This is a genomic window from Micromonospora sp. NPDC002575, assembly GCF_042889525.1.
Lineage (GTDB): Bacteria > Actinomycetota > Actinomycetes > Mycobacteriales > Micromonosporaceae > Micromonospora > Micromonospora carbonacea.
This window is the reverse complement of the sequence record NZ_JBIARA010000007.1, coordinates 1-25,921: the sequence shown is the minus strand read 5'-3', so window position 1 is coordinate 25,921 and position 25,921 is coordinate 1. Positions and strand designations below refer to the sequence as shown.

The window sequence follows — 25,921 nt, the reverse complement described above, 5'->3', positions numbered from 1 at the left end:
GCCGCCTCTGGAAAGCCGATGTACCCACGGGCCCGGCGACCTGACCAGCCTGCGTACGCGGCGAAGAATGCAACCCGCGTCACCACCAGAACGAAGCCCCGACACGAACGACAGGGAGCTACTCATGGGCCGGTACCAGGCGTGTGTCGACCTGCACCTCATCCTGCGCGACGGGCACAGCCGCATCCTGCTCGGCGAGCGCCAGAACACCGGCTGGGCGGACGGACAGCTCGGCCTGCCCTCCGGGCACCTTGAAGACGACGAGTCCGCCAGCACGGGCGCGGCACGGGAGGCCGAAGAAGAGATCGGCGTTCTCATCAAGGCCGACGAACTGCGGCTGGTGCATCTCATGCACCACCGCACCAACTCTGGCCGCGTCGCCCTGTTCTTCGAGGCCCGATCCTGGTCCGGCGAGATCACCAACACCGAGCCGGACAAGTGCGCAGGCTGGGACTTCTACGATCTGGCCGATCTGCCCGCCAACGTGGTGCCGTACGTCGCCGAGGCGCTGCGCCACGTGGCCGCCGGGCAACGGTATTCAGAGCGGGGCTTCTAGCCATGGGGCCAGTGGACGTGTCGGCGCTGATCCCTCGCACGGTCCGCGCGGGCAAGCCTGGTGGCAGTGTGGAGCCGCCAGCGAGACGCCGGAGGCGGCAGCGGCCAAGCGCCTGACCGGCGGTCAGCTTCGCGATCGTATCGCCGCGCTGCGCGCGTCCGGCGTCTTGACCGCAGCATCGAACCACCGCTGAGCGGCCCCCTCGATCACTCGGCCCTTGCCGCCGGCCGGGGATCGCCCGCCACGCCTGCGATCGGATTCGCATTCTGGTGCGCCAGGCCCGCCGCCCGCCGGTCGAGCCGCCGCCTCGGTGTGAGTAGGGAACCCTTCTCTACCGTAGGCGTTAACAGGGGGCCCTTCCTTGCACCGAGCCCGAGCGGCCCTCCGTGCTGCCGACACGGAGGGCCGCCTGCACCGGGGGATCGGTGCCACGGGGGATGCCCGAGGTATGGGTAAGATTAGCCGGTAACAACGCTACTCGGGAGAACTGTCCATTTGGCGCGATTTTTCGCCCCGGTGGGCGGGTGCCGGGCCGGGGCGGGTGACGGGCAGGGTCACCACCAGCAGCAGGCTCAGCAGCACGTACGCGTTGCGCGCCAGGAACTCCCCGGGCGAGTCGGTGGGCACCGGGGCCACCCCCCAGTCGTGGAACGACACCACCCCGTAGACGATCAGCGCGCCGGTGCCGGCGGCCAGGCCGGCCAGCCACCGTCGCCGCCGGGCCCCCGCCGGCGTCGTCGGGTCCGTGCCGAGCGCCGCGTCGGCCAGCAACACCACCGCCGGCACGAACCAGTAGATGTGGTGGGTCCAGGTGATCGGGCTGACCAGCGCGCCGACCAGGCCGGTCAGCGTCAGGCCGGTCAGCGCGTCCCCGGCGCGGGCGGCGCGGGCCGCCCGCCACAGCCCGTACCCGGCGACCAGCAGGGCCAGCGCGAGCCACAGCACCCGGCTCGGTTCGGCGGGCGCGGTGAGCCGGCTGAGCAGCCCGAACAGCGACTGGTTGCCGGTGTAGTCGGTGCGTCCCACCCGGTCGGTCGCCCACAGCTCGTGGGTGAAGAACCGCCACGAGTCGGCCGGGGCCACGGCCGCCGCGAGCAGCGTGGCGCCGGCGGCGGTCGCCGAGGCCACGGCCGCGTCCCGCCACCGTCGCGTGGCCAGCAGGTAGACGATGAAGATGCCGGGGTAGAGCTTCAGCGCGGTGGCCAGCCCCACGCCCACGCCCGCCCAGCGCCGCCCCTGCGGCACGGCGAACAGCAGGTCGGCCAGGATCAGCACGACCAGCAGCATGTTGATCTGGCCGAAGGTGATCGTCTCCCGGGTGCTCTCCACGGCGAAGACCAGCAGCACCCCGACGGTGAGGGTGAACACCCGGGGCAGGCCGTGCCGGGCGACGACCGGGGTGAGCAGCCACCGGGTGGTCACCACCACGCCGAGCGCGGTGAGGGCCGTGAAGACCGTGATCGTCAGCCCCAGCGGCAGCAGCGCGAACGGGCGCAGCAGCAGCGCGCTCACCGGCGGGTAGGTGAAGTACAGCTCGCCCTGCACCCGGTCCGGCTGCACGTAGTCGTAGAGCGGGTGGCCGGCGGCCCACCAGTCCATCGCCCGCATGTAGATCTTGAGATCGAGGAAGTCGTGCTTGAGGCCCGGCAGGTACAGCGCCGGCAGCACGGCCGCCAGGGCCAGCACCGTGACCAGCCGGCGGACCCGGCGGCCGCCCGGCTCGGCGGCGGTCACGGAGGGTGGCGCGATCGGTTCAGCTGGCACGGGGAAACCCTAGCGGTCCGTCCCGCGTACGGTGCCGAGGCGCGAGGGCGTGGGCTGCGCGTAGGCTGTGCGCGTGGCTGATCTTCTCGTCTGGATCGACTGTGAGATGACCGGGCTGGACCTCGGCAGGGACGCCCTGATCGAGGTCGCCGCGCTGGTCACCGACCCCGACCTCAACGTGCTCGGCGACGGGGTCGACGTGGTGATCCACGCCGACGAGGCGGCGCTGGAGGCGATGCCGGAGATCGTCCGGACCATGCACGCCAAGTCCGGGCTGACCGAGGAGGTCCGGCGCTCCGCCGTGACCCTCGCCGAGGCCGAGGACCTGGTGCTCGACTACGTCACCAGCCACGTGAAGGACGCCCGCTCCGCCCCGCTGTGCGGCAACTCGATCGCCACCGACCGGGGCTTCATCGCCCGGGACATGCCGCGCCTCGACGCCCACCTGCACTACCGGATGATCGACGTCTCCTCCATCAAGGAGCTGTGCCGGCGCTGGTATCCGCGGGTCTACTTCGGGCAGCCGCGCAAGGGGCTGGCCCACCGGGCGCTGGCCGACATCCGGGAGAGCATCCGCGAGCTGGAGTACTACCGTCGGACGATCTTCGTCCCGCTGCCCGGCCCGGATGTGGACAGCGCGAAGGCCATCGCCGCGCAGCTCTGAGCCCACGCGGCTCGGGGTCGGGTCGGCTCAGCGGGCCGTGAGGCCGCGCCGGGTGGAGACGCCGGCCGGCAGCCGGTTCAGCTCCGCCCAGGACAGCGCCGGCCGCACGCCGCGCACGTTGCGGGCCTCCCGGTATGCCGGCTGCGCCGGGAACCACCCGCGTGCCCCCCGCCAGCGCCGCTTGGCGTCCTGCTCGTGTCGGTCCTCAGGCAGATTCGGCATGACCATACCGTCCCAGAGAAAGTTGTACATGTATGAAAATAGATATGACGTGGTCGGAGCGCCTCAGGTTCCCGCCACCGGCAGTGTGACGAACCGCCGGCCACCGGCGGTGTCGCGTACGTCTACCCGTCCGCCCCGGGCGCCGACCAACCCGCGCACGATCGCCGGCCCGGCGGCGTACCGTGATCATGTCGGCGCCTCCCGGCGGGCGCGGCGGAGGGAGGCGACCGGTGGGCGACCGGCGGCTGTACCTGCACCTGGTGACCTGGCTCGGGCAGTGGCCGCCGGGCCCCGGGCGGCAGGTGGTCGGTTCGTACCGGCGTGACCTGCCGGCCTGGGACGGCCGGCTCCGCCCGGCGATCGCGGTCGGCGACGGGCGCGGGACGGTGCTCTCGGTCGCGCCCCGGCACGTCCCGGCGGTCCGGGCCCTCGCCGCCCGGTCGCAGCGGCGGCTGCTCGCCGGCCTGCCGGTCGCCGTGGCCCATCCGCGCTGGGTGTCCAACGACGATGTGTTCCGGTGGACCCTGGCCCCGGCCCCGCTGCCCGAGGTGGGGGAGTGGACCGCGCCGACCGCGCCGGGGCTGCCCCGCTGGCTGGGGCTGTTCGACCGCGACGTGCTGGTGGTGCGGGATGCCGACGGGCGGTACCTGGCCGGCGTGGCGATCAAGCGGCACGACGCGCACGGCCACGAGCTGGCCGTCGGCACCGTGCGGGCCGCCCGGGGCCGGGGGCTGGCCCGGCGGCTGGTGGCCCAGGCGGCCCGGCGGGTGCTCGACGAGGGGGCCGTGCCGACGTACCGGCACGACCCGGCCAACACCGCGTCGGCGCGGGTGGCGGAGGCCGCCGGCTTCGCGGACCGGGGCTGGCGGTCGTACGGGGTCTATCCGCCGTAGGCGGGCGTCCCCGGCCCCGGCCGGGGTCACCGGCCAGCCCAGCCGGGTCAACAGCCCTGTCGCCCGCTGCTGATCGTGTACCGGTAGCCCTGCCAGTCGACGTAGCCGACCGCGGCGACGCAGTAGTTCGCGGTGCCCGTGACGCCTCGCGGCCCGGCGTAGTAGGCGTAGTTTCCGAAGTCCTCGCTGGAACTGGCCGCCACCGTGCACGGCTGCCCCTCGCCGGACTGCTGCGTGCATCGGTACGCGCGTACGTAGGTCGGTGCGGCGACGCCGTACGCCGCGCCCTTGTGGTAAAAGCAGGCGCTGTTCGTGCCGCCGTTGGAGGTGTTGTAGAAGATCGTCAATTCGCCGGGACCGTAGCTCTCGCTGTAGGTGACAGTCCCGGAACAGGACACGGCGGCCTGCGAGGGTGATGCGAGGGCGACAACGAATGCGCCGCTCATGGTCACCGTGGACAGGACGAGTGCAAGCACCCTGCGGACGTGACGCACGATGGCTCCCTTCGGTCTGTCTTGCCGGACGGGACGGACCGGCAGGCGGGCAGGACGATGCCAAAGCCTGGCGGGCCGGGGCCCCTTCCTTCCGCCCGCCGGAAACCAGCGGGATCCCGCGACGGGAAGGATCGGGAACCGATGGATCAGAGCGTGTCAATGACGCAAAGCATGCCAAAGGCCGGCTCTCGCGTCGATGCCGAAAAGCTGTCGAATCAACGACAGCTATCCATAAAAGGTGGCAAGTTGGGACGGTAGGGCGCGGCGCGGATCGTGGATCCCGGGCCGGACCCACGATCCGCGCGGCTTCCCCCCAGGCCCTCCCCGTGGGGCGGCCGGTCGCTCCGCCGGCCGCCGTTCCGCCCATGACGCTACGTAGCGAGATTGGCGATGGGCAAGGGGTGCCGGCGGGTCGGGGGTGTCGTCTAGTGGACTTGACCTGTGGATGAGCGAAACCTGCCGCCGGAGGGGTCAGTGACGCAGCGTGCGGATCAGGGTGATCGCCTGGCGGGTGGCCGGCCGCAGCACCCGCAGCCGGGACAGGCCGACGAGGCGGTCGACCAGTGGCACCGCCCCGTCGATGAGCCGCCGGGTCTTCGCCTGCCCCGGGGAGCGGTCGTGCACCCAGTAGAGGACCACCCCCAGGTACGCCAGCCAGAGCAGCTCGGGCAGCTCCGGGCGCAGCTCGGGGTCGACCTTCGCGGTCGAGCCGTCGAGCACCTCGCGGAACAGCGCCACCGACGCCTGCCGGGGCGCGGCGGACTCGGCGGAGAACGGGCTCAGCGGCGACGTCGGCTCGGCCGCGGTCTTGAAGAAGCTCCCGGCGAAATCGTGGTACGGGGTGAGCACGTCGATGCCGGCGTGCATCACCCCGGCCAGCCGCTGCCCGAACCCGGTCTCCCGCGTCAGCACCGCCGCCGCGGCGGCCCGGTGCTCCACCTGCGTGCCCGCGTAGAACTCCTGGATCAGGTGGTCCTTGGAGCCGAAGTAGTAGTAGGTGTTGCCGACCGCGACGCCCGCCTCCTGGGCGATGGCCCGCATCGTGGTGCGGGCGTAGCCGCGTTCCCGGAACATCCGCAGCGCGGTGTCCAGGATCAGCCGCCGCGTCTGCTCACCCCGGACGGTCGCCGCCTCGCCCGCAGCGGTCGTCGGCGCAGTCTGCTCGGTCATCGTCGTCACCGTATCCCGGGTCGGGGCCGGCCGGTCCGTCCCACTCTTCGCGGACCAGCCCACGGACCGACGAGGCGGCGGCCACCACCCGCCGGGCCAGCGGCATCAGGTGGGGCCGGGCCAGCCGCTCGGCCGTGGCCCGGTGGTCGGCCAGCGCCCACAGGCAGGCGAACCAGGCCCCATCGCCCGCGTACACCTCGCCGGTGTCGGCCACCACGGTCAGGTCGCGCAGCGTGGCGTCGTGGTCGAGGCCCGGGAAGCGCCGCCGGGCCTCGACCGACCCGGCCGGCACGAACTCCAGGGGTACGAGCTGGGCGCGCGTGGCCAGCCAGCGCCGGGCGGCCCGGCACAGCGGGCAGTGCGCGTCGTAGAGGACGGTGAGGCCGCCGATCCCACCGCCCCCGTGCGCGGTGGGACCGGCGTCGCCCGTCGGGACGGGAGAGCGTCCGCTCATCGGGCCGGCGGAACCGGGCCGGCACCCGGCGCGCCACCGTGCGGCCCGGCCGGCGGCGTGGCGGGGTGCGGGCCGGCGGGGTGCGGGCCGGCGGGGTGCGGGCCGGCGGGGTGCGGGCCGGCGGGGTGCGGCGCGTGTGGGCCGGGCTGGGCGGGCAGCGGGGCGAGCCGGCCGACGGGTGCCACCGGGGGGTGGGTGGCGAGCTGGCGCAGCCGGCCCCGGCGGTAGCGGCCGAGCGCGAACACGTTGAAGAAGTGCAGCGCGCCGAGCACCAGCAGCACCAGCCCCACCTTCAGGGACAGCTCCTCCATCGCCTGGCTGGTGCCGGTGACCGGGTCGCGGTGCCGCATCGCCACCGTGACGTAGCCGAGGTTGAGCAGGTAGAAGCCGACGACCAGGAGGCTGTTCACGGCGCGGGCCAGCCGCTCGTCGGCGAAGACCTCCTCCAGGAAGACCAGCCCGTTGCGGGACAGCGACCGCGCCACCCAGACGGTCAGGCCGATGCTGACCGCGAGGTAGACCAGGTACATCCAGACCTTGACGTCCATCCCGGCACCTTTCTTGAACACGTTCAAATTCAGGTCGCCCTCAGCGTAGGGCACATCTTGAACGCGTTCAAGTTGCTGATGGTCACGCTGCCGCGTGCTGGCTTGAGCCAGATGGGTGGGCATGGCGGACGGCTGGACGGGTGCTGGCTTGAGCCAGTTCGGATAGAGTGAGGTGTCGATGCCACTCCTCGAGGCGGGCGGATCATGGACGAACACGTGGCTGCCGACAAGCGGCCCCCCAGCCGACGCATGGCCGATGACCTGCGTTCCAGCATCAGGGCCGGTGAGCTGGCTCCCGGTGACAAGCTGCCGTCCGAGCGCGAGCTTGCGGCCCGGTACGGCACGGCGCGCAACACCGCCCGGGAGGCGGTGGGAATCCTGCAAGCCGAGGGCTTGGCTGTCGCGCAGCACGGGCGGGGCGTCTTCGTCCGCTCCCCGAAGCCGCTCGTGCGGCTCGGCGTCGACCGTTACTCGCGACGCCTGCGCGACGAGACCGGGCTGTCGCCGTTCCGTATCGAAGTCACAAAGCAGGGCCGCACTCCCAGGACCGAGTGCCGGTCGGTCAACCGTGACCGGCCACCGGCGGACGTCGCCCAGCGGCTCGGACTCGACCCGGACACGGCAGTGGTGATCCGCCGGGAAAACTGGTACTTCGCCGATGACGACACGGTTCAGGTGGGGATCACCTACATCCCCGTCGATGTCGCCGGTGACTCACCGCTCGCCTCGGCACGGGCACTCGGCAAGGGCAGCATCTACGCCAGGTTCGAGGAACTCGGCTACCGGATCACGCGCATCCGGGAGGAGGTCTCGGCCAGGATGCCGTACCACGAGGAGTTCACCGGTCTGGGCATGCCTCCCGGTGTGCCGGTCATCGAGGTGCTGCACACGAGCTTCGACGAGCGGGAAAGGCCCTTCGAGGTCACCCGGTTCGTTTTGCGTGGCGACCTGAATGGCCTGGACTACGAGATGCCGGTCGAGGACTGACGAGAGGCGTGCGATGAGTCGCAGCAGCATGGCTCGGCTGGCGGCACTCGCGTTGCTGTGGGGGTCCGGATTCCTGTGGATCAAGTTGGCGCTGCGGGGTTTCTCTCCGGTGCAGATCGTGTTCGTGCGTCTCGCCCTCGGCTCACTTGTCCTCATCCCCCTGGCGCTGCATCGAGGTCTTCGGTTCCCGGTCGAACGCGCGACGTGGGGGCACCTGTCCGTGGCGGCACTGGTCGCCAACGCGATTCCCTACACCCTCTTCGGCGTCGGCGAGCGCACGGTCGATTCTCATCTGGCCGGTGTGCTCAACGCGACGACCCCGCTTTGGACGGCGTTGGTTGCCTTCCTGGCGGGAACTGATCGCACCGTCACCTGGCGGCGGGGTGCGGGGTTGACCCTCGGCTTCATCGGAACTCTGGTCATCCTCGTCCCGGGGGAGTCGGTCGGAGGGCTTGCCGGCCCGGGTGGGCTGGCGATCCTCTCCGCGTCCGCAAGCTACGGCGTCTCCTACGTCTACATGGGCAGGTTTCTCACGGGGAGCGGCCTGTCGCCGATCGTGCTGTCCGCCGCGCAACTCGCGGCCGGGACGGCGCTCATGGGCCTGGCGCTGCCACTCGGCGGGCTGACGGCACCCCACTGGCGACTCGACGCGGTGGTCAGCCTGGTGGTGCTGGGCATCCTCGGCACAGGCGTGGCCTACGTGTTGAACTACCGGCTCATCGGCGACGAGGGGCCGACCGTCGCGTCCGCCACCACGTACCTCCTGCCGGTGGTCGCTGTGGTCCTCGGCGTTCTGGTCGCCGCCGAGCAGGTGACCGTGTCAATGGTCGTTGGCGCGCTCCTCGTCCTCGGCGGGGTGGCGCTGATGAAGCGCCCCGAAACCAGGCCCGTCGCCGACGAGGTCGAATCTCCGCTTGATCGAGAGAGGGCCAGATGATCGTTGTCGACCCGAGCTTCCCCCTTGTCATGCGGCAACTCCGGCAGGAGCAGGGGCTGTCGTTCCGCAGGTTGGCGAGGGTGGTCCACTACTCACACACCTACCTGTGGGACATCGAGACCGGCATAAAGCAACCCACCATGCACGTCGCCAAGGATCTCGACAAGGGACTACGCGCCGATGGCCGGCTTGCGGGGCTGGTGACCGAACGGCCCAAGATCAAGCAACCGGGACGTGGGCGCGCTCTCCGAGAGCAGCCGCCGGGGGAGGGCCAAGCAGCGCGGTGGGGAGCCGCCAACGCGTCCGAGTTGGCGCAGCTCGCGAGCAGGCTCCATGAGATCTTCGTACGTGGTCGGCCGCCGCTCGTGCGTCTCGGTGCCGTACGCTGTCCACGGCGAGCCGGCCCGTCCCTGTTTCAGCGGGAAGCCGCCGCCCAGGGGCGCACGGCACACGTCGAGTGCGGTGCCGCATTCGTTCGATCGGCGCCTACCGACATTGCTCGATCTTTGTCGCTGGAGGCAGAGGACCAGGTCCTCTGTCTGGAGAACCGGTACTACGCCGACGGCGAGCCGGTGCAACTCAGCCAGACGTACCTACCTCTCAAGATCGTGGGCACGTCGGAGGATCTCGGGCACCGGACGGCGCGCGTCAGAGAACAGGTCACCACCCGGTTTCCCACGCGGGAGGAATCAGTCGTACTGGGACTTCCCCCGGGCGTACCGGTGATGGTCGTTCTGCAGACCGCATCGGACGTCGACGGCATGCCCTTGGAGCTGACCCGCATCGTCATGCGTTCCGACCTCATGGCGATCCGGTATGCGGTGGCGCTGGACGATTGACCTCGGGACCGCCGGCGGCAGGTCTGTCAGGCGGTCAGGCCGAGCGCCCGGGCCGCCGCGCGGCCGTTGGCGTGGCTCGCGCCGTACGTGGTGACGAAGGCGCACGCCCCCGCCGGCCGCCACCGCCCCGGCCAGCCCATCTCGACCACGACCACCGGGTGCGCGGCGGCCAGCGCGTCCACCAGCGCCGCGCCGCCCGGCAGCCGGTGCAGGTGCCGGCCGACCAGCACGATCGGCCGGTCACCGGCGAGGGCGCGCAGGGCCGCCGCGTCCGCCTCGGCGGCCACCACCCGGATCTCCTCCGGCCCGGTCAGGTGCGGGCCGAGGCCCCACGGCACCCGCCCCTGCGCGATCGTGGTCGCGGCGTCCAGCCGCACGACGAGGGGCCGGCCCAGCCCGCTGACGTCGCCCTCCACGCGGACGGCGCGCCCCGCGGCGGCGTACCCCAGGTCGGTGGGGGCGGGGCCCGGCGTGCCGGCGGCCCGGGCCGCGGCGGCGACCGCGGCGGCCTGCGAAGCGGCGGCGAGCGCGGCGGCCCGGCCGGCGGCCTGCTCGACCCGGGCCCGGTCCAGCCGGCCGTCGCCGATCGCGGCGACGATCTCGGCGGCGACCCGCTCGACCAGGCCGGCGTCCACCCGCGCGCCGATGCAGAGCAGGTCCGCCCCGGCGGCCAGCGCCAGGACGGCGGCCGGGCCGACGCCGCCGGCGGCCAGCGCCGCGCCCTTCATCTCCAGCGCGTCGGTGATCACCGCCCCGGTGAAGCCCAGCTCGCGGCGGAGCAGGTCGACCAGGACCGGGCGGCTGAAGGTGGCCGGGCCGTCGCCGGTGAGCGCGGGCACCCGGATGTGCGCGGTCATGATCGACAGGACCCCGGCGTCGACGACCGCCGCGAACGGGGGCAGGTCGCGCTCGCGCAGCACCGCCGGGGACGCGTCGACGGTGGGCAGCTCGTGGTGGCTGTCGGCGACCGTCGCGCCGTGCCCGGGGAAGTGCTTGGCGCAGGCGGCCACGCCGGCCGACTGGAGGCCGGCGACGGCGGCGGCCGAGTGGACGGCCACCAGGGCCGGGTCCGCGCCGAAGGAGCGGGTGCCGATCACCGGGTTCTCGTCGGCGGTGTTCACGTCCACGGTCGGGGCGAGGTCCACGGTGATCCCCAGGGCGGCCAGCTCGCCGCCGATGGCCGCGTACACCCGCCCGGTCAGCGCCGGGTCGTCGACCGCGCCGAGGGCGGCGTTGCCCGGGTACGGGCTGCCGGTCGCGTGGGCGAGGCGGGTCACGTCCCCGCCCTCCTCGTCGATGGCGACCAGCACGTCGGGGCGGGCGGCGCGCAACGCGGCGGTGCTCGCCGCCACCTGGGCCGGGTCGTGCACGTTCGTGCCGAACAGGGTGTGCCCGGCGAGCCCCTCGGCGACCAGGTCGACGGCCCAGTCCGGCGGGACCGGCCCCGGGTACGCGGCGAGCAGCGTGCCCAGCGCGAGCCGGCGCAGTCCAGGATCGGTCCCCACGGAGGTCTCCCCTCTGCCGTGCCCGGTCGGACGCGGCCGTCGTACCGGAGGCGGCGGCTGGTGCCGGGTCGTCCGAGTACCCAGGTTCGGGGTGGCCGTTACGCTACGGTCACCCGCGTGTCGGTTTGGTTAGCAAAGTTTACGAAAAATTGAGGACGTGGCATGAGTGCGACCCGGCTGCCCGGCACCCCCCGCCTGTTGCGGGCGCTCAACGACCGCGCGGCGCTGGAGCTGCTGCTGGAGCAGGGGCCGCTGACCCGGGCGCGGCTCGGCGAGCTGACCGGGCTGTCCAAGGTCACCGCCTCCCAGCTCGTGGAGCGGCTGGAGGAGCGTGGCCTGGTCGCCCGGGTCGGCGAGCAGGCCGGCGGGCGGGGCCCGAACGCCCAGTTGTACGCCGTCCGGCCGGGCTCGGCGTACGTGGTCGGGGTGGACGTCGGCGCCGAGCGGGTGGTGGCCGCCTGCGCGGACATCACCGGGACGGTCGTGTCCCGGGTGGAGCAGTCCACCCGGGACACCGACGACCCGGTCGGGGTGGTGCACAACGCCGTCGTGCAGGCGGCGAGCGGCGCCGGCGCGGAGCTGTCCAGCGTGCGCCGGGTGGTGCTGGGCACCCCCGGCCTGGTCGACCCGGCCAGCGGCGACATCACGTTCGCGTTCAACCTGCCGCGCTGGCACCGGGGCCTGCTCGCCGCGCTGCGCGAGGACCTGGCCACCCCGGTGGTCTTCGAGAACGACGTCAACCTGGCCGCCGTGGCCGAGGCGCAGTCGGGGGCGGCCCGGGAGAACCGCGACTTCGTGCTGGTCTGGGTGGGCGCGGGCATCGGCCTGGCGATCATGCTCGGCGGCCGGCTGCACCACGGCAGCAGCGGCGCGGCCGGCGAGATCGGCTACCTGCCGGTGCCCGGCGTGCCCATCCCGCGCGACGTGTCGCGCCGGGCCAAGCCGGCGTTCCAGCAGCTCGCCGGGGCGGACGCGGTGCTCGCCGTGGCCCGGGAGCACGGGCTGCCGGCCGAGTCGGCGGCGGACGCGGTGCGCGCGGCCATCGCCGCCGGCACCACGGGCGGCCCGCTGCTCGACGAGCTGGCCCGCCGGTTGGCCCTGGGCGTGGCGAGCACCTGCGTGGTGCTCGACCCGCCGCTGGTGGTGCTCGCGGGCGAGGTCGGCCAGGCCGGCGGTGCGGCGCTGGCCGAGCGGGTGCAGCACGAGGTGGCCGCGATCACCCTGGTGCGCCCCCGGGTGGTGCCGACCGGGCTGACCGAGGAACCGATCCTGCACGGCGCCCTGCGCACGGCCCTGGACGCGGTGCGCGACGAGGTCTTCGGCAGCACCGTGGGCTGACCCCGCGCGGCTCATGTGAAGGAATTCTTCACCACCGGGCGATGGGCTGCAAGGAGTTGCCGCGCCTGGTGGGCGGCTCAGGTCAGGTGCCGCGCCTGGTGGGCGGCTCAGCCGAGGTCGCGGCGGCGGAACGCGCCGAACGCCGCCGCCGTCAGCGCGCCGACGACCGCCAGCAGCACCGCCAACCCGAGCCCCCAGCCGATCTGGTAGCTGCCGTCGCAGTAGCTGCTCATCCCCCGACAGGCGGTCGCGTCGGAGAGCCGGGCCTGGCCCGTCAGCCAGGCGTCGAGATACGTGGAGAGCATCCAGTCCTCGCCGCGCGGCAGGCTCACCACCTCCACCACCACCCGAAGGCCCAGCTCCCACACCACCGCGTACGCGGTCACCGCGCCGAGCGCCGCCGCCGTCCGCCGGCCCAGCGTGGCCAGGGCGAAGCCGGCCGTCGCGACGAGCAGCACCAGCACCAGCCCGCGCAGCCAGACCAGCGCCAGCGTCGGCCAGAAGTCGCCGCCCGTCTCCCCGGGCAGCCCGGCGCCCTGCCCGATCAGCCAGAACACCCCCAGGTACGCCGCCGACGCCAGCACCGACAGCAGCGTCAGCGCACCCAGCAGGGTGCCCAGCTTCGCGCCGAGCACGGCGAGCCGCCGGGGCCGCCAGATCAACAGGTTCACCACCCCGCCGGTGGACAGGTCCGCCCCGATGTACGACGCACCCACCAGGAACCCGAACAGCACCAGGAACAAGACGAGGAGGTAGAGCAGCGGCCGGGCCTGGTCGGCGAAGGTGAACACCCCGTGGAGATAGTCGGCGGCCACCGGCAGCCGGTCGCGCTGCCCCGGGTCGAACACCGAACAGTCCGGCGGGTAGTCCTGGGCCTCCTCCGGCGGCAGCGTCCCGCGTACGGCCGCCAAGCACTGCTGGAACGTCTCCTCCAACGCCTGCCGATCCGCGATGGCGCTGTGCCGCGCCGAGGCGATCTCGGTGAACGACGGCCGGTGCGAACCCACCAGCGTGGTCGCCGCCGTGATCGCGAACGCCAGCACCAGCAGCGCCAGCATGAGCCGCACGAACCGGCGCGCCGCCAGCCGTTCCCACTCGGCCCGGACCAGGTTCATGCCCCCGCCTCCCCGTCGTGCGCGCCGCCGTCGGTAAGCTCCAAGAAGACGCTCTCCAGGTCCGGCCGCAGCGGGACCAGTTCGCGTACCCACAGCCCCTGCTCGCCGAGCAGCCGGCTGACCTCGCCGGCGTCGGACACCCCGCCGACCACCAGGTGATCGGGGCGCTCGTCCACCGCCAGGTCGGCGGCGCGCAGCAGCTCCGCCGCCCGGTCGGGCTCCGGCACCCGGACCAGCCACTCGTGCTGGTCGTGGCCGGCCAGGACCTCCGCGACCGGGCCGGAGGCCACCCGCCGCCCCGCCGAGACGATCGTCACGTGGTCGCAGATCAGCTGGATCTCGCCGAGGATGTGGCTGGACACCAGGACGGTCACCCCCGCGTCGGCCAGCGACCGCATCAGGTCCCGCATCTCCCGGATGCCGGCCGGGTCCAGCCCGTTCGCCGGCTCGTCGAGAATCAGCAACTCCGGCTCCTTGAGCAGCGCCGAGGCCACCGCGAGCCGCTGCCGCATGCCCAGCGAGTAGCCCCGCACGTCGTCCTCGCTCCGGTCGAGCAGCCCCACCTGCGCCAGCACCTCGTCCACCCGCCGGGTCGGCACCCCGCCGGCCAGGGCGAGCAGCCGCAGCGTGCGGTGCCCGGTGAAGTTGCCGAAGAACTGCGGGGTCTCCACGATCGCGCCGACCCGGGCGGCCACCCGCGCCTGCGCGCGCGGGACGTCCTCGCCGAACAGCCGCATCCGGCCGGAGTCGGCGCGGACCAGGCCGAGCAGGGCGCGCAGGGTGGTGGTCTTGCCCGAGCCGTTCGGCCCGAGGAAGCCGTGCACCTCACCCCGCCCCACCAGCAGGTCGAAGCCGTCCACGGCGACGTGCCGGCTCCGGTACGGGCCGTGGAACGCCTTGCGCAGCCCCTCGATCTCGATGACCGCGCTCATCCGACGTGCTCCCGGTGTGACATCCGCGCCTCCCCCGTGCGGTGACCAACGACACGGCGCCCCACCCTAGGGTGTGGACGCCGCCCGTGGGGGGCGGTGTGGCGGTGCGTGGTTGGATGGGCGGGTGACTGGTGACCTGATCCCCGGCGCCCCCGCCGCCGCCCCCGCCAGCCCCGTGGACGCGGATCTGGTGGTCAGCCTGGACGGCGTCGGCGTACGCCGGTCCGGCACCGCGCTGCTGCACGACGTGCACTGGCGGGTCGAGCTGGACGAGCGCTGGGTCGTGCTGGGCCCCAACGGAGCCGGCAAGACCACCCTGCTGAACCTGGCCGCCGGCCGGCTGCACCCGACGACCGGCGTCGCCCACGTGCTGGGCGAGCGCATCGGCCGCACCGACATCAACGAGCTGCGCACCCGCATCGGCCTGTCCACCGCCGCCCTCGCCGGGCAGGTGCCCGCCGAGGAGCGGGTCACCGACGTGGTGGTCACCGCCGCCTGGTCGGTGGTCGGGCGGTGGCGGGAGAGCTACGACCCCGGCGACGAGGCGCGGGCCCGCGCCCTGCTCGGTCAGCTCGGCGTCGGGCACCTCGCCGACCGCCCCTTCGGCACCCTGTCCGAGGGGGAGCGTAAGCGGGTGCAGATCGCCCGCGCGCTGATGACCGACCCCGAGCTGCTGCTGCTCGACGAGCCGGCCGCCGGGCTCGACCTGGGCGGGCGCGAGGACCTGGTGGCCCGGCTGGCCGAGCTGGCGTACGACCCCGACGCCCCGGCGCTGGTCCTGGTCACCCACCACGTCGAGGAGATCCCGCCCGGGTTCACCCACGCGCTGCTGCTGCGCGAGGGCGTCGCGGTGGCCCAGGGGCTGCTCGGCGACACCCTCACCGCCGACAATCTCGCCAAGACCTTCGGCCTGCCGCTGACTGTCGAGCGCCACGGCGACCGCTGGACGGCCCGCGCCGCCTGAGGCGCGAGCCCGCAGCGGCCCGCATCGGCCGGAGCAAGGGAGGCAACCGTGCGGCAGACCCGCGTCGCCGTCGTGGGCAGCGCCAACATGGACCTGGTGGCCACCGCAGGGGCCCTGCCCCGCCCCGGCGAGACGGTGCTCGGCAGCGACTTCGTCATGGTGCCCGGCGGCAAGGGGGCCAACCAGGCGGTCGCCGCAGTGCGGGCCGGCGCGTCCTGCGCCTTCCTCGGCGCGATCGGCTCCGACGCGTTCGGGGTGACCCTGCGGGCCCGGATCACGGCGGCGGGCGTCGACACCGGCCACCTCCGGGTGGTCTACGGGGCGTCCGGCGTCGCCCTGGTCATGGTCAGCGCCGACGGCGAGAACGCCATCCTGGTCACCCCCGGCGCGAACGCCGCGTTCACCGGCCTCACCGAGGGCGAGCTGGCCGCCGTACGCGACGCGGACGTCCTGGTCGCCCAGCTGGAGATCCCCGTCGCGACGGTGACCGAGGCGGCCCTGGCCGCCCGGGCCGCCGGCACCCGGGTGATCCTCAACGCCGCGCCCGCCCGGCACGTGCCGGCGGAGCTGCTCGACGCCGTGGACCTGCTGGTGGTCAACGAGAACGAGGCGCGCACGCTCACCGGCGTCGGGCGCGACGACCCGGGCGCCCTGCTCGCGCTGGTGCCCCGCGCGGTGCTGACCCTCGGCGGCGAGGGCGCCTGGTACGTCGAACGCGACGCCGCGCCGGCCCACGTCCCGGCGGTGCGGGTCGAGGTGGTCGACTCGACCGCCGCCGGGGACGCGTTCACGGCCGCGCTCGCGGTGGCCTGGGGCGAGGGGCGGGACCTGCGGGCGGCGGTGCACTGGGCGGCGGCGGCCGGCGCGGCCTGCGTACGCCGGCTCGGCGCGTCCGTGGCCCTGCCCAGCCGGGCCGAGATCGACCAGCTCTACGCCCCGCCGGCCTGAGCTGACCGCCGGCCTCACCCGGCGGGCCGGCTCACTCGTCGGTCAGCTTCTCGCCCCGGCGGCGGAGCATGCCGAGGCCGGGGATGCCGGCCACGGCGAGCTTCAGGTCCCGGGTGACGTCGAGCAGGTCGTGCAGGTCGGGGCCCACCCGGTCCAGCGTCGCCAGGATCGGCAGGATGTCGGCGGTCAGGTGCTCCTTGAGCTTGGGCAGCTCGTCGACGAGGCGGATGGCGGCGGTCACCTCCTCGTGGCTGAGCTGCTCGACGAACCGGGCCGCCATCGGCGCGCCCCGGCGCAGCGCCGGCTCGTACGCGGCCAGCAGCTCGGCGGCGGTGCCGGCCGCCTCGGCGGCGGCGGTCACGGTGCCGGCGGCGGCCGTCGCGGTCTCGGCGACGGCGGTCACCGTCCCGGCCGCGTGCCGGGCCACCGCGTCGGCCTCGGCGACCACCACGGCAGCGGCGGCGGCGACCTCGGTGGCGCTGTCGAGCACCCGGTCGGTGCGGTCCAGCGTCCCCTCGATCCGGTCCACCACCCCGTTGATCCGGGCCAGCAGGGCCTCCACCCCGTCGAGCACCGCGAAGGCGCGGGCTGGGAGGGCGGCGACGGAGGCCGCCGAGCCGAGCGCCTGGTCGAGGGCGGAGCGGGTGAGGCCGACGACGGCGGACGGCCGGGGGAGGGGGATCACCATGCCTCCAGTGTGCGTCGGGTGGGCCAGCGCCGCCCGGTCAGCCCCGGTCAGCCCCGGTCGCCCTGCTGCTCCACGGCCCGCTGCACGGCGCGGTAGATCTGCCCGAACCGCAGCGCGTCCGGCGTGCTCAGCAGCATCACCTCCCGGCCGTGGTGCTGCACCCACAGCTCGTTGACCCGGTTGCCCCGCTCGTACGAGCGGTCGAGCCAGCCGAGCGGCACCTCCAGGAACGGGACCAGGGCCAGCGCCCCGACCGCGCAGGCGGCCAGGATGATCAGGGCGAGGGTCCAGTTGCCCCGGTCCTGCGCCGACCAGGCGAGCGACACCACGCAGACCAGCGCCACCAGCGGCGGCAGCGACAGCAGGAGCACCAGCACGCCCCGGCCGATCACGCGCCCACGCACGGCGAGGGTGGTGCGCCCGCGCGCGTGCCAGACATAGGTGACGTCGGCGAGCAGGATGGTGTGGCCGCCCACCCGGATCGACTCGGAGGTCACCTGCACCGCGTCGTCCTGGTAATAGATGGCCATCACCAAGCCTAACCGCCGCGGGGCGCGCTCGCCCAGCCGCGAGGGACGTCCGGCGCCGTATGGAGCTGAGTCGTTCACGACATCGCCCGGGCCGGTCCCGATGTCGCCGAGGGCCTGACCCGAGGTCGGGACCCGAGGGCCAGGGCCAGGGCGAGGGCCGGTGGCCGGACCCGTGGCCGGGACCGGCCTGATCCATCTACGACATCAGCTCCATACCGCGGCGCAAGCCCCTGGCGAGGGGCGGGGTCCGGGGCGGCGCGGGACCGGACGACGTTCCCAGGCGAGCGGCTACCGGTCCGACCGAACCGGCCCTGCCTGCCCCGCCTGCCCCGCCTGCCCTGCCTGGCTTGCCTGGCTTGCCAGCCCGGCCTCCACCGCCCGCTGCACCGCCCGGTAGATCTGCCCGAAGCGCAGCGCGTCGCCCGTCTGCACCAGCCGCACCGGCTGGCCCCGCCAACGGGCCCACAGCTCCAACTGGCGGCTGCCCCGGGCGTACGAGCGGTCCAGGTGCTCGAAGAGGAAGTCGGCGACCGGACCGACGGCGAGCCCGACCAGCACGGACGCCCCCACGATGGCGATCGTGACGGTCAGCGAGCGGTGCAGCCACAGCGCGAGCGCCACCCCCAGCGCGGCGGCGACCAGCGGGCCGGCGAGCGCCGCGCCGATCGCGCCCCGGCCGGCGAGCACCCGCCAGGACCGGCTGCCGCGCAGGTGCCAGACCATGCTGATCTCGGCCAGCGGGTACGTCCGGCCGTCCACCCGTACGGCCGTGGAGGTGACCTGCACCGACCTGTCGTCGTAGTACGTGACCATGGCGGCCTCCGGTGGGGCGGGGCGGACATCAGACTATCTGCCCCAACGATCTGGGCCGTAGTGTTGGCACGCGACTTCGACGAGGAAGTGAGGGCAGCGTGAGCGAGTTCGTGCGGCTGGAGACCAGGGACGGCATCGGCACCATCCGGTTGGACCGGCCGCCGATGAACGCGCTGAACAAGCAGGTCCAGGAGGAGTTGCGCGCCGCCGCTGCGGAGGCCACCGCCGACCCCGGGGTCCGCGCCGTCATCGTGTACGGCGGCGAGAAGGTCTTCGCGGCCGGCGCGGACATCAAGGAGATGGCCGTCATGTCCTACGTGGACATGGCGGAGCGGGCGGCGGACCTGTCCAGCGCGCTCGGCGCGTTCGCCCGGATCCCCAAGCCGGTGGTCGCCGCGATCACCGGGTACGCCCTCGGCGGCGGCTGTGAGCTGGCGCTGGCCTGCGACTGGCGGGTGGTGGCCGAGGACGCGAAGCTCGGCCAGCCGGAGATCAAGCTGGGCGTCATCCCCGGCGCGGGCGGCACCCAGCGGCTGGCCCGGCTCGTCGGCCCGGCCCGCGCGAAGGACCTGATCATGTCGGGCCGGATGGTGGACGCCCAGGAGGCGCTGCGGATCGGCCTGGCCGACCGGGTCGTGCCGGCCGCCGACGTGTACGCCGCCGCCGTCGAGCTGGTCACCCCGTACCTGAACGGGCCGGCGCAGGCGCTGCGGGCGGCGAAGCTGGCGGTCGACGCCGGCCTGGACATGGACCTCACCTCGGGCCTGGCCTGGGAGACCCAGCTCTTCGCGGCGCTGTTCGCCACCGACGACCGGCGCGAGGGCATGGCCGCCTTCGTCGAGAAGCGCAAGCCCGACTTCACCGGCCGCTGATCCGAGCCAGGTTCACATTTCGCCTACCGGCCAGTAGCGTGTGACTCCGGCCACGGCGAGGGGAGCGGCGATGACGGAGCGGGTCGAGGGTCACGGCGGACAGTTGGCCCTCGCGGCGCTGCGCGCGCACGGCGTACGCGAGATGTTCACCCTCTCCGGCGGGCACGTCTTCCCGCTCTACGACGCGGCGCACACCGCCGGCTTCCCGCTCTACGACGTGCGGCACGAGCAGTCGGCGGTGTTCGCGGCCGAGGCGGTGGCCAAGCTCAACCGCCGCCCCGGCCTCGCCGTGCTCACCGCCGGCCCCGGCGTCACCAACGGCGTCTCCGGCCTGACCAGCGCCTTCTTCAACGCCTCCCCGGTGCTGGTGCTCGGCGGCAGGGCCCCGCAGTTCCGCTGGGGCTCCGGCAGCCTCCAGGAGATGGACCACCTGCCGCTGGTCGCCCCCGTCACCAAGCACGCCGAGACGGTGTTCGGCGTCGACGACATCCCGCGCGCGGTCAGCGCGGCGCTGACCACCGCGCTCACCCCGCACCGGGGCCCGGTCTTCCTCGACTTCCCGCTGGAGGCGATCTTCTCCGTCGGCGACGCCGAGCTGCCCGAGGCGGTCGCGCCCGCCCCGATCGAGGCCGACCCGGAGGAGGTGGCCCGGGCCGCCGGGCTGATCGCCGCCGCGCACCGCCCGGTGATCATCGCCGGCTCCGACGTGTACGCCGGGGACGCCGTCGACGCCCTGCGCGCCGCCGCCGAGGCGCTGCGGGTGCCCGTGTTCACCAACGGCATGGGGCGCGGCGCGCTGCCCCCGTCGCATCCGCTGGCCTTCGCCAAGGCCCGCCGGGCCGCCCTGTCCGGCGCCGACGTCGTCGTCGTGGTCGGCACCCCGCTGGACTTCCGGCTCGCCTTCGGCGACTTCGGCGACGCCCGGGTCGTGCACGTGGTGGACGCGCCCAGCCAGCGCGCCACCCACGTCACCCCGGCCGCCTCGCCCGCCGGCGACCTGCGGCTGATCCTCACCGCGTTCGCCGAGCACCCCGGCGACCGGGCCGACCACGACGACTGGATCGCGCGGCTGCGCGAGGCCGAGGACGCCGCCAAGGCCCGCGACGCCGAGGCGATGGCCGCCGAGACCGACCCGATCCGCCCGGCCCGCGTCTACGGCGAGCTGCGCCGGGTGCTCGCCCCCGACGCCATCACCATCGGCGACGGCGGCGACTTCGTCTCGTACGCGGGCAAGTACCTGGAGCCCGCGCAGCCCGGCACCTGGCTCGACCCGGGCCCGTACGGCTGCCTCGGCACCGGGATGGGCTACGCGATGGGGGCCCGGGTCAGCCACCCGGACCGGCAGGTCTGCGTGCTGATGGGCGACGGCGCGGCCGGCTTCTCGCTGATGGACGTGGAGTCCCTGGTGCGCCAGCGGCTCCCCGTCGTGATCGTGGTCGGCAACAATGGCATCTGGGGGCTGGAGAAGCACCCGATGCGCGCCATGTACGGCTACGACGTCGCCGCCGACCTCCAGCCCGGCCTGCGCTACGACAGGGTGGTCGAGGCCCTCGGCGGGGCGGGCGAGACGGTCGAGAAGGCCGCCGACCTCGCCCCGGCCCTGGAGCGGGCCTTCGCCTCCGGCGTGCCGTACCTGGTCAACGTGCTCACCGACCCGGCCGACGCGTACCCCCGCTCGTCGAACCTGGCCTGAGCGCCGGCCGCTAAATTCGGGCGACTCCCGCCGTCTGCCGTCGTAACGTCAACCGAGGCTCGGCAGTTTGTCAGTGCCGTCGGCCAGGGTGGCGTGACACATGCACAGACGACGGGAGTTTCCATGACGTACGCGATCCGGGCGGAGGGCCTGGTGCGACGCTTCGGCGCCACCACGGCCCTCGCCGGAGTCGACCTCGCGGTCCCCAGCGGGACCGTGTACGGGCTGCTCGGGCCCAACGGGGCCGGGAAGACCACCACCGTGCGGGTGCTCGCCACCCTGCTCGACGCCGACTCCGGCCACGCCACCGTCGGCGGGTACGACGTCCGCCGCGACGCCCACCGGGTGCGCCAGCTCATCGGCCTCACCGGCCAGTACGCCTCGGTCGACGAGGCGCTCACCGGCACGGAGAACCTGCTGCTCATCGGCCGGCTGCTCGGGTTCTCCCGGGCCGACTCCCGGGCCCGGGCCCGGGAGCTGCTCGACCGGTTCCAGCTCGCCGACGCCGCCGACCGGGCGGCGAAGACCTACTCCGGCGGCATGCGCCGCCGCCTCGACCTGGCCGCCAGCCTGGTCGGCCGCCCGCAGGTGCTCTTCCTCGACGAGCCGACCACCGGGCTCGACCCGCGCAGCCGCAACGACCTGTGGGACACGGTGCGCGGCCTGGTCACCGACGGGGTGACCGTGCTGCTGACCACGCAGTACCTGGAGGAGGCCGACCAGTTGGCCAGCGAGATCGCCGTGGTCGACCACGGCCGGGTGATCGCGCAGGGCACCCCGGAGGAGCTGAAGGCCAAGACCGGCGGGCAGGTCCTCGCGATCCGCCCGGTGGACCCGGCCGACCTGGCGACCGTGGTGGCCATCGCGGGGGAGGCCGCCGCCGCCAGCCCGGAGGTCGCCCAGAACACCGTCACCGTCGCGGTCAACGACCCCGGGGTGCTGCCCGCCGTGGTCCGCCGCCTCGACGACGCCGAGATCCCCGTGGCCGAGCTGGCCCTGCGAGGCGCCAGCCTCGACGAGGTCTTCCTGCACCTCACCGGCCACCGCGCCGAGCCCGACGCGTCGGCCGGCACCCCGTCCGGGGCCGACCTGGAGAGGACGCCGGCATGACCGCCGCCACCGCCACCGCCCCGCTCGCCCCGGCCCGCCGCCTCGGCGTCGGCGCCGGGCTGCGGCACACCCTCACCCTGGCCTGGCGCAGCCTGGTGCAGATCAAGCACAACCCGATGGAGCTGCTCGACCTCAGCATCCAGCCGGTGATGTTCGTGCTGCTCTTCACGTACGTCTTCGGCACGGCGATCTCCGGCTCGCCGGGGGAGTACCTGACGTTCGCCCTGCCCGGCATCATCGTGCAGAACGCCCTGTTCGCCACGATGACCACCGGTTTCGGGCTCAACAACGACCTCACCAAGGGGGTGTTCGACCGGCTGCGCGCCCTGCCGATCGCCCGCTGGGCCCCGCTGGCCGGGCGGATCCTCGCCGACACCGTCAAGCAGGCATGGTCGGTGTCGCTGCTGATCGGCGTAGGGGCGATCCTCGGCTTCCGGCTCGGCAACGGGGTGCTCGGGCTGCTCGGCGCGTTCGCCCTGCTGCTCGCGTTCTCGCTGGCCGCGGCGTGGATCTCGGTGCTGGTCGGGGTGCTGGTCAGCGAGCCCGACAAGGTGCAGATCTTCGGGTTCATGGTGATCTTCCCGCTCACCTTCACCAGCAACGTCTTCGTCCCCACCGACCGGATGCCGGGCTGGCTCCAGCACTGGGTCGAGGTCAACCCGGTGACGATCCTGGCCGACGCCCTGCGTGGCCTGTTGGTGGGCGGGCCGGTGGTCCGCCCGGCGACCCAGGCGATGATCTGGGCCGTCGTGCTCGCCGCCGTCTTCGCGCCGTTGGCGGTCCGGGCGCTGCGGCGTCGCGTCTGACGCCTGCCGGGGGCGGCCCGGTCACACCTCGGGGCGGTTCTCCTCCCGGGGCGGGTCGCCCTCGCGGCGGCGCAGGTCGTCCTCGCGCCGACGCAGGTCCTCCTCCCAGCGGCGGAACAGCTCGGCGTCCTGCCGCCGGGTGCGTTGGGCCAGGGAGTCGAGGAACTCCGGGTCGTCGTCCGGGGCGAGCGGCCGGCGGGGGCCGCCGGGGGCCGACCGGGGCGTGCCCGGCCCGCCGGCGGGGCGGTGCCGCCCGGCGAGGAACCAGGCGATCGAGCCGACCAGCGGGAAGAACAGGATGATCAGCACCCAGGCGATCCGGGGCAACCCGCGGATCGCCCCCTCCTCGGCGGAGAGGCAGCTGATCAGCGCGCAGACCGCGAGGGCGATCTGGACCAGGAAGAGCAGGACGTACAGGCGGGCCATCTCCCCATCATGGCGCACCCGCGCCCGTCACCCCAGTCCGCGCAGGGTCAGCAGCACGCCCAGCGTGGCCTGCCAGGCGGCGGCGAGGGCGAGCGCCGGCATGGTGCGGGAGGTGGCGCGGACCGGGCCCGACCCGACGGCCCGGCCCCAGCACAGGGCGAGGGCCGCCGCCCAGCCGGCGACCGCCGCGCCGGCCAGCACCGCCCCGGTGGCGTCCCCGGTGAGCGCCAGCCGGACGGTCAGCACGGTGACGACGGTGAACGCGAGCAGGCTGCGCCGCCAGGCGAGGCGGGTGCGTTCGGGTTGCAGCCCCGGGTCGCCGGCCGGGTCCGGGCCGACCGTCACCGGCCGCCGACCGCGCGGGCCAGCACCGCGATCACCAGCAGCGCCGCGCCCAGCCCCACGGCGAGGGCGAGCACGGCGGGGAAGCGGGACGCCGGCAGCTCCTCGCCGAGCCGGATGGCGCGTTCGGTGCGGGCCCAGTGGTCCACGGCCCGCACGGCGACGGTGCCGCCGAGCAGCAGCAGCGCGACGGCGATCGCCTCGCGCAGGTGCGCCAGCGGCAGCGGCGGGAGGAACTGGGCGGCGGCCAGCCCGCCGGCCACCAGGGCCAGCCCGGTGCGCAGCCAGGCCAGGAACGTGCGCTCGTTGGCCAGGGAGAAGCGGTAGTCGGGCGTGCTGCCCACCGACCGCAGCTCCCGCGGGTCGAACCACCGCCGCACCGTCTCCCACACGACGCCGATTATCCGCTTTGTCCAGGGCATAGGTTGGACGGATGACTGATCTTGATGCGACGACGCTGCGCGAGGCGTACGACAACCAGCTCAAGGCGTGGGCCCCGGACCCGCTGCCCGAGGGCGTGACGGTGGAGCGGGACGGGCCGCTGGTGCGCGTCCTCGGCCTGGACCACGGGGGCTTCCTGACGTACCGCGACCTGGGCGGCCTGGCCGGGGCGGCGCTGGACGAGCTGATCGGTCGCCAGGTGGAGTTCTTCCGGGCGCGGGGCGAGTCGGTGGAGTGGAAGCTGCACGGCCACGACGAGCCCGCCGACCTGCCGGACCGGCTGCGGGCCGCCGGGTTCGTGCCGCAGGAGCGGGAGACCGTCGTGGTCGGCCCGGTCGCGCCGCTGGCGGCCACGCTCCCGGTGGTCCCCGAGGGGGTACGCCTGCGCGAGGTCACCGCCCGCGCCGACCTGGAGCGCATCGCGGTCATGGAGGAGGAGGTCTGGGGCGAGTCCCGGGGCCACCTCGTCGAGGGCCTGGCGAAGGAGATCGCCGCCGACCCGCAGGCGATCACGGTGGTGGTCGCCGAGGCGGGGGAGACCGTGGTCAGCGCCGGCTGGGTGCGCTACGTGGCGGGCACCGGCTTCGCGACGCTGTGGGGCGGCTCGACGCTGAAGCAGTGGCGTCGCCGGGGCATCTACCGGGCGTTGGTCGGCTACCGGGCGCGGCTGGCCGCCCAGCGGGGCCGGACCCTGTTGCAGGTGGACGCCTCCGAGGACAGCCGGCCGATCCTCCAGCGGCTGGGCCTCGTCCCGGTCACCACCACCACGCCCTACATCTACACTCCGTGACCATGGGGCAGCCGCTGACGGACGAGGAACGACTCACCCTGAAGACGGGCGCGTTCGGCGCGGTCTTCCTGGTGTCGAACGCCGACCCGGGCATGTTCGCGATGCTGCGGGAGAGCTTCGCCGCGTCCGGGGCGATGGCCGGGGCGAGCGGCCCGGTGAAGGAGGCGCTGACGACCGGCCCGCTGCCGAGGCTGCCCCGGGACTCGGCCCTGGAGGTCGAGGCGGTGGTGCTGCCGGCGCTGGGCCGGGCGGTGGAGATCCTGCGCGCGAAGTCGCCGGGGGACGTGGCGGCGTACCGGTCGCTGGTGCTGGCCGCCGCCGACCGGGTGGCGCGGGCGCACCGGGGGGTGACGCCGGCCGAGGCCGAGGTGATCGACCGGATCCGGGGCGCGCTGGCCGAGCCGGCCTGAGCCTGCGCGGCGCGCCCCGGAGGCCGGGCGCGCCGTGAGCTGTGTCACCCTGAGGCCCCCGGAAGCCGATGCTACTTGTGGGTAACATTGGCGCGTGGGCAAGTGCACAGCAGCCCGTGGTTGACCGATCGTTAAGTTTCGCGGGAGGCTGCGCCCGTGACCTGGCGAGCGATCGCCACACCAACAGGAGGGGTCGTCGAAGCGCGATGAACATCGTCGTACTCGTCAAGCAGGTGCCCGATTCGGGCGCGGACCGCAACCTGCGTCCTGACGACAACACCGTCGACCGCGGTTCGGCGAACAACGTCATCAACGAGATGGACGAGTACGCCATCGAGGAGGCGTTGAAGATCAAGGAGGCGCACGGCGGCGAGGTGACGGTCCTGACCATGGGTCCGGACCGGGCGGCCGAGTCGATCCGCAAGGCGCTGTCGATGGGGCCGGACGCGGCGGTGCACGTCGTGGACGACGCCCTGCACGGGTCCTGCGCCGTGGCGACCTCGAAGGTGCTCGCCGCCGCCCTCGGTCAACTCAACGCCGACCTGGTGATCTGCGGCGCCGAGTCGACCGACGGTCGGGTCCAGGTCATGCCGCACATGATCGCCGAGCGCCTCGGTGTGGCCGCGCTGACCGGCGCGCGCAAGCTGACCGTCGACGGGTCCACCCTGAC

General features: G+C 73.9%; 31 protein-coding genes. 16 read left to right on the top strand and 15 right to left on the bottom strand.

Annotation, left to right across the window (positions count from 1 at the left end; genetic code table 11):
- Nucleotides 1–124: 124 nt before the first annotated feature.
- Nucleotides 125–556, top strand: coding sequence for an NUDIX domain-containing protein (locus ACFYWL_RS13045; protein WP_386971430.1), 432 nt, complete (start codon nucleotides 125–127; stop codon nucleotides 554–556).
- Between the two features lie 474 nt (nucleotides 557–1,030).
- Here ACFYWL_RS13045 and ACFYWL_RS13040 read toward each other — a convergent pair whose 3' ends face one another.
- Nucleotides 1,031–2,320 (bottom strand): glycosyltransferase family 87 protein, encoded by a 1,290-nt coding sequence (locus tag ACFYWL_RS13040; RefSeq protein ID WP_386971428.1) that lies wholly within the window; start codon nucleotides 2,318–2,320, stop codon nucleotides 1,031–1,033.
- Nucleotides 2,321–2,387: 67 nt separating this feature from the next.
- Between ACFYWL_RS13040 and orn the strand changes: the two genes are divergently transcribed.
- Entirely contained in the window at nucleotides 2,388–2,984 is a 597-nt protein-coding gene (gene orn / locus ACFYWL_RS13035) for an oligoribonuclease (RefSeq protein WP_386971426.1), read from the top strand.
- 27 nt (nucleotides 2,985–3,011) lie between these two features.
- Here the strand turns inward: orn and ACFYWL_RS13030 are convergent, their stop codons facing one another.
- Nucleotides 3,012–3,206: a DNA repair protein gene (locus ACFYWL_RS13030; RefSeq protein ID WP_386971424.1), complete on the bottom strand. Its 195-nt coding sequence runs from the start codon at nucleotides 3,204–3,206 to the stop codon at nucleotides 3,012–3,014.
- Between the two features lie 230 nt (nucleotides 3,207–3,436).
- On the opposite strand from ACFYWL_RS13030, the gene ACFYWL_RS13025 reads away from it, so the two are divergent.
- Nucleotides 3,437–4,099: a GNAT family N-acetyltransferase gene (locus ACFYWL_RS13025; protein ID WP_386971421.1), complete on the top strand. Its 663-nt coding sequence runs from the start codon at nucleotides 3,437–3,439 to the stop codon at nucleotides 4,097–4,099.
- 47 nt (nucleotides 4,100–4,146) lie between these two features.
- Here the strand turns inward: ACFYWL_RS13025 and ACFYWL_RS13020 are convergent, their stop codons facing one another.
- From ACFYWL_RS13020 to ACFYWL_RS13005, 4 genes are all read right to left on the bottom strand, one after another.
- Nucleotides 4,147–4,446 carry a hypothetical protein gene (locus tag ACFYWL_RS13020; RefSeq protein ID WP_386971419.1) on the bottom strand — a complete coding sequence of 100 codons (300 nt, stop codon included), beginning with the start codon at nucleotides 4,444–4,446 and terminating at the stop codon, nucleotides 4,147–4,149.
- A 618-nt stretch (nucleotides 4,447–5,064) separates the two neighbouring features.
- Entirely contained in the window at nucleotides 5,065–5,763 is a 699-nt protein-coding gene (locus ACFYWL_RS13015) for a TetR family transcriptional regulator (protein ID WP_386971416.1), read from the bottom strand.
- On the bottom strand, nucleotides 5,705–6,217 hold the full coding sequence (locus ACFYWL_RS13010) for a thiol-disulfide oxidoreductase DCC family protein (protein ID WP_386971414.1): 513 nt from the start codon (nucleotides 6,215–6,217) through the stop codon (nucleotides 5,705–5,707). The genes ACFYWL_RS13015 and ACFYWL_RS13010 overlap by 59 nt, the downstream gene beginning before the upstream one ends.
- The gene (locus ACFYWL_RS13005; RefSeq protein WP_386971411.1) at nucleotides 6,214–6,765 is read right to left on the bottom strand and encodes a hypothetical protein; all 552 of its coding nucleotides are present in this window, start codon (nucleotides 6,763–6,765) and stop codon (nucleotides 6,214–6,216) included. The genes ACFYWL_RS13010 and ACFYWL_RS13005 overlap by 4 nt, the downstream gene beginning before the upstream one ends.
- 204 nt (nucleotides 6,766–6,969) lie before the next feature.
- Between ACFYWL_RS13005 and ACFYWL_RS13000 the strand changes: the two genes are divergently transcribed.
- Genes ACFYWL_RS13000 through ACFYWL_RS12990 form a run of 3 tightly spaced genes read left to right on the top strand, consistent with a single transcriptional unit; the run spans nucleotide 6,970 to nucleotide 9,528 of the window.
- The gene (locus tag ACFYWL_RS13000) at nucleotides 6,970–7,752 is read left to right on the top strand and encodes a GntR family transcriptional regulator (protein ID WP_386971408.1); all 783 of its coding nucleotides are present in this window, start codon (nucleotides 6,970–6,972) and stop codon (nucleotides 7,750–7,752) included.
- A 13-nt stretch (nucleotides 7,753–7,765) separates the two neighbouring features.
- On the top strand, nucleotides 7,766–8,689 hold the full coding sequence (locus ACFYWL_RS12995) for a DMT family transporter (protein ID WP_386971405.1): 924 nt from the start codon (nucleotides 7,766–7,768) through the stop codon (nucleotides 8,687–8,689).
- Nucleotides 8,686–9,528, top strand: coding sequence for a UTRA domain-containing protein (locus ACFYWL_RS12990; protein WP_386971403.1), 843 nt, complete (start codon nucleotides 8,686–8,688; stop codon nucleotides 9,526–9,528). The genes ACFYWL_RS12995 and ACFYWL_RS12990 overlap by 4 nt, the downstream gene beginning before the upstream one ends.
- A 26-nt stretch (nucleotides 9,529–9,554) precedes the next feature.
- On the opposite strand, the gene ACFYWL_RS12985 is transcribed toward ACFYWL_RS12990, so the two are convergent.
- Nucleotides 9,555–11,033, bottom strand: a complete 1,479-nt coding sequence (locus ACFYWL_RS12985) for a glycoside hydrolase family 3 N-terminal domain-containing protein (protein WP_386971400.1) — start codon at nucleotides 11,031–11,033, stop codon at nucleotides 9,555–9,557.
- 162 nt (nucleotides 11,034–11,195) lie between these two features.
- Here ACFYWL_RS12985 and ACFYWL_RS12980 point away from each other — a divergent pair, with 162 nt between their 5' ends.
- Nucleotides 11,196–12,371 carry an ROK family protein gene (locus tag ACFYWL_RS12980; RefSeq protein ID WP_386971397.1) on the top strand — a complete coding sequence of 392 codons (1,176 nt, stop codon included), beginning with the start codon at nucleotides 11,196–11,198 and terminating at the stop codon, nucleotides 12,369–12,371.
- A gap of 107 nt (nucleotides 12,372–12,478) precedes the next feature.
- On the opposite strand, the gene ACFYWL_RS12975 is transcribed toward ACFYWL_RS12980, so the two are convergent.
- The gene (locus ACFYWL_RS12975; protein ID WP_386971395.1) at nucleotides 12,479–13,486 is read right to left on the bottom strand and encodes an ABC transporter permease subunit; all 1,008 of its coding nucleotides are present in this window, start codon (nucleotides 13,484–13,486) and stop codon (nucleotides 12,479–12,481) included.
- Complete coding sequence (locus ACFYWL_RS12970; RefSeq protein ID WP_386971392.1) at nucleotides 13,483–14,418, bottom strand: ABC transporter ATP-binding protein; 936 nt, start codon at nucleotides 14,416–14,418, stop codon at nucleotides 13,483–13,485. Before ACFYWL_RS12970 ends, ACFYWL_RS12975 begins: the two co-directional genes overlap by 4 nt.
- A gap of 124 nt (nucleotides 14,419–14,542) precedes the next feature.
- Here ACFYWL_RS12970 and ACFYWL_RS12965 point away from each other — a divergent pair, with 124 nt between their 5' ends.
- Both ACFYWL_RS12965 and ACFYWL_RS12960 read left to right on the top strand, forming a co-directional pair.
- A complete protein-coding gene (locus ACFYWL_RS12965; protein ID WP_386971389.1) occupies nucleotides 14,543–15,382 on the top strand; it encodes an ABC transporter ATP-binding protein in 840 nt (279 codons plus the stop codon).
- 48 nt (nucleotides 15,383–15,430) lie between these two features.
- Complete coding sequence (locus ACFYWL_RS12960; protein ID WP_386971385.1) at nucleotides 15,431–16,330, top strand: ribokinase; 900 nt, start codon at nucleotides 15,431–15,433, stop codon at nucleotides 16,328–16,330.
- 31 nt (nucleotides 16,331–16,361) lie between these two features.
- Here ACFYWL_RS12960 and ACFYWL_RS12955 read toward each other — a convergent pair whose 3' ends face one another.
- From ACFYWL_RS12955 to ACFYWL_RS12945, 3 genes are all read right to left on the bottom strand, one after another.
- Nucleotides 16,362–17,018 carry a hypothetical protein gene (locus ACFYWL_RS12955; RefSeq protein ID WP_386971382.1) on the bottom strand — a complete coding sequence of 219 codons (657 nt, stop codon included), beginning with the start codon at nucleotides 17,016–17,018 and terminating at the stop codon, nucleotides 16,362–16,364.
- 47 nt (nucleotides 17,019–17,065) lie between these two features.
- Nucleotides 17,066–17,548, bottom strand: coding sequence for a DUF6232 family protein (locus tag ACFYWL_RS12950; RefSeq protein ID WP_278132748.1), 483 nt, complete (start codon nucleotides 17,546–17,548; stop codon nucleotides 17,066–17,068).
- Nucleotides 17,549–17,836: 288 nt separating this feature from the next.
- The gene (locus tag ACFYWL_RS12945; protein WP_386971380.1) at nucleotides 17,837–18,361 is read right to left on the bottom strand and encodes a DUF6232 family protein; all 525 of its coding nucleotides are present in this window, start codon (nucleotides 18,359–18,361) and stop codon (nucleotides 17,837–17,839) included.
- Nucleotides 18,362–18,459: 98 nt separating this feature from the next.
- Between ACFYWL_RS12945 and ACFYWL_RS12940 the strand changes: the two genes are divergently transcribed.
- From ACFYWL_RS12940 to ACFYWL_RS12925, 4 genes are all read left to right on the top strand, one after another.
- Nucleotides 18,460–19,233: an enoyl-CoA hydratase-related protein gene (locus ACFYWL_RS12940; protein WP_386971377.1), complete on the top strand. Its 774-nt coding sequence runs from the start codon at nucleotides 18,460–18,462 to the stop codon at nucleotides 19,231–19,233.
- A gap of 70 nt (nucleotides 19,234–19,303) precedes the next feature.
- The gene (locus ACFYWL_RS12935) at nucleotides 19,304–20,926 is read left to right on the top strand and encodes an acetolactate synthase (protein WP_386971374.1); all 1,623 of its coding nucleotides are present in this window, start codon (nucleotides 19,304–19,306) and stop codon (nucleotides 20,924–20,926) included.
- A 123-nt stretch (nucleotides 20,927–21,049) separates the two neighbouring features.
- Entirely contained in the window at nucleotides 21,050–22,036 is a 987-nt protein-coding gene (locus ACFYWL_RS12930; RefSeq protein ID WP_386971372.1) for an ATP-binding cassette domain-containing protein, read from the top strand.
- On the top strand, nucleotides 22,033–22,842 hold the full coding sequence (locus tag ACFYWL_RS12925; protein ID WP_386971369.1) for an ABC transporter permease: 810 nt from the start codon (nucleotides 22,033–22,035) through the stop codon (nucleotides 22,840–22,842). Before ACFYWL_RS12930 ends, ACFYWL_RS12925 begins: the two co-directional genes overlap by 4 nt.
- 21 nt (nucleotides 22,843–22,863) lie before the next feature.
- Here ACFYWL_RS12925 and ACFYWL_RS12920 read toward each other — a convergent pair whose 3' ends face one another.
- The 3 genes from ACFYWL_RS12920 to ACFYWL_RS12910 are packed head-to-tail and all read right to left on the bottom strand — an operon-like array spanning nucleotide 22,864 to nucleotide 24,032.
- Nucleotides 22,864–23,268 carry a PLD nuclease N-terminal domain-containing protein gene (locus ACFYWL_RS12920; RefSeq protein ID WP_386971366.1) on the bottom strand — a complete coding sequence of 135 codons (405 nt, stop codon included), beginning with the start codon at nucleotides 23,266–23,268 and terminating at the stop codon, nucleotides 22,864–22,866.
- 27 nt (nucleotides 23,269–23,295) lie between these two features.
- A complete protein-coding gene (locus tag ACFYWL_RS12915) occupies nucleotides 23,296–23,613 on the bottom strand; it encodes a DUF202 domain-containing protein (protein WP_386971364.1) in 318 nt (105 codons plus the stop codon).
- Complete coding sequence (locus tag ACFYWL_RS12910) at nucleotides 23,610–24,032, bottom strand: YidH family protein (RefSeq protein ID WP_386971362.1); 423 nt, start codon at nucleotides 24,030–24,032, stop codon at nucleotides 23,610–23,612. The genes ACFYWL_RS12915 and ACFYWL_RS12910 overlap by 4 nt, the downstream gene beginning before the upstream one ends.
- Nucleotides 24,033–24,043: 11 nt before the next feature.
- Here ACFYWL_RS12910 and ACFYWL_RS12905 point away from each other — a divergent pair, with 11 nt between their 5' ends.
- The 3 genes from ACFYWL_RS12905 to ACFYWL_RS12895 all read left to right on the top strand — a co-directional run.
- Entirely contained in the window at nucleotides 24,044–24,841 is a 798-nt protein-coding gene (locus ACFYWL_RS12905; RefSeq protein ID WP_386971359.1) for a GNAT family N-acetyltransferase, read from the top strand.
- Nucleotides 24,838–25,251, top strand: coding sequence for a hypothetical protein (locus ACFYWL_RS12900; protein WP_198956474.1), 414 nt, complete (start codon nucleotides 24,838–24,840; stop codon nucleotides 25,249–25,251). Before ACFYWL_RS12905 ends, ACFYWL_RS12900 begins: the two co-directional genes overlap by 4 nt.
- 206 nt (nucleotides 25,252–25,457) lie before the next feature.
- A partial coding sequence (locus tag ACFYWL_RS12895) for an electron transfer flavoprotein subunit beta/FixA family protein (protein ID WP_386971355.1) occupies nucleotides 25,458–25,921 on the top strand: 464 nt, incomplete at its 3' end.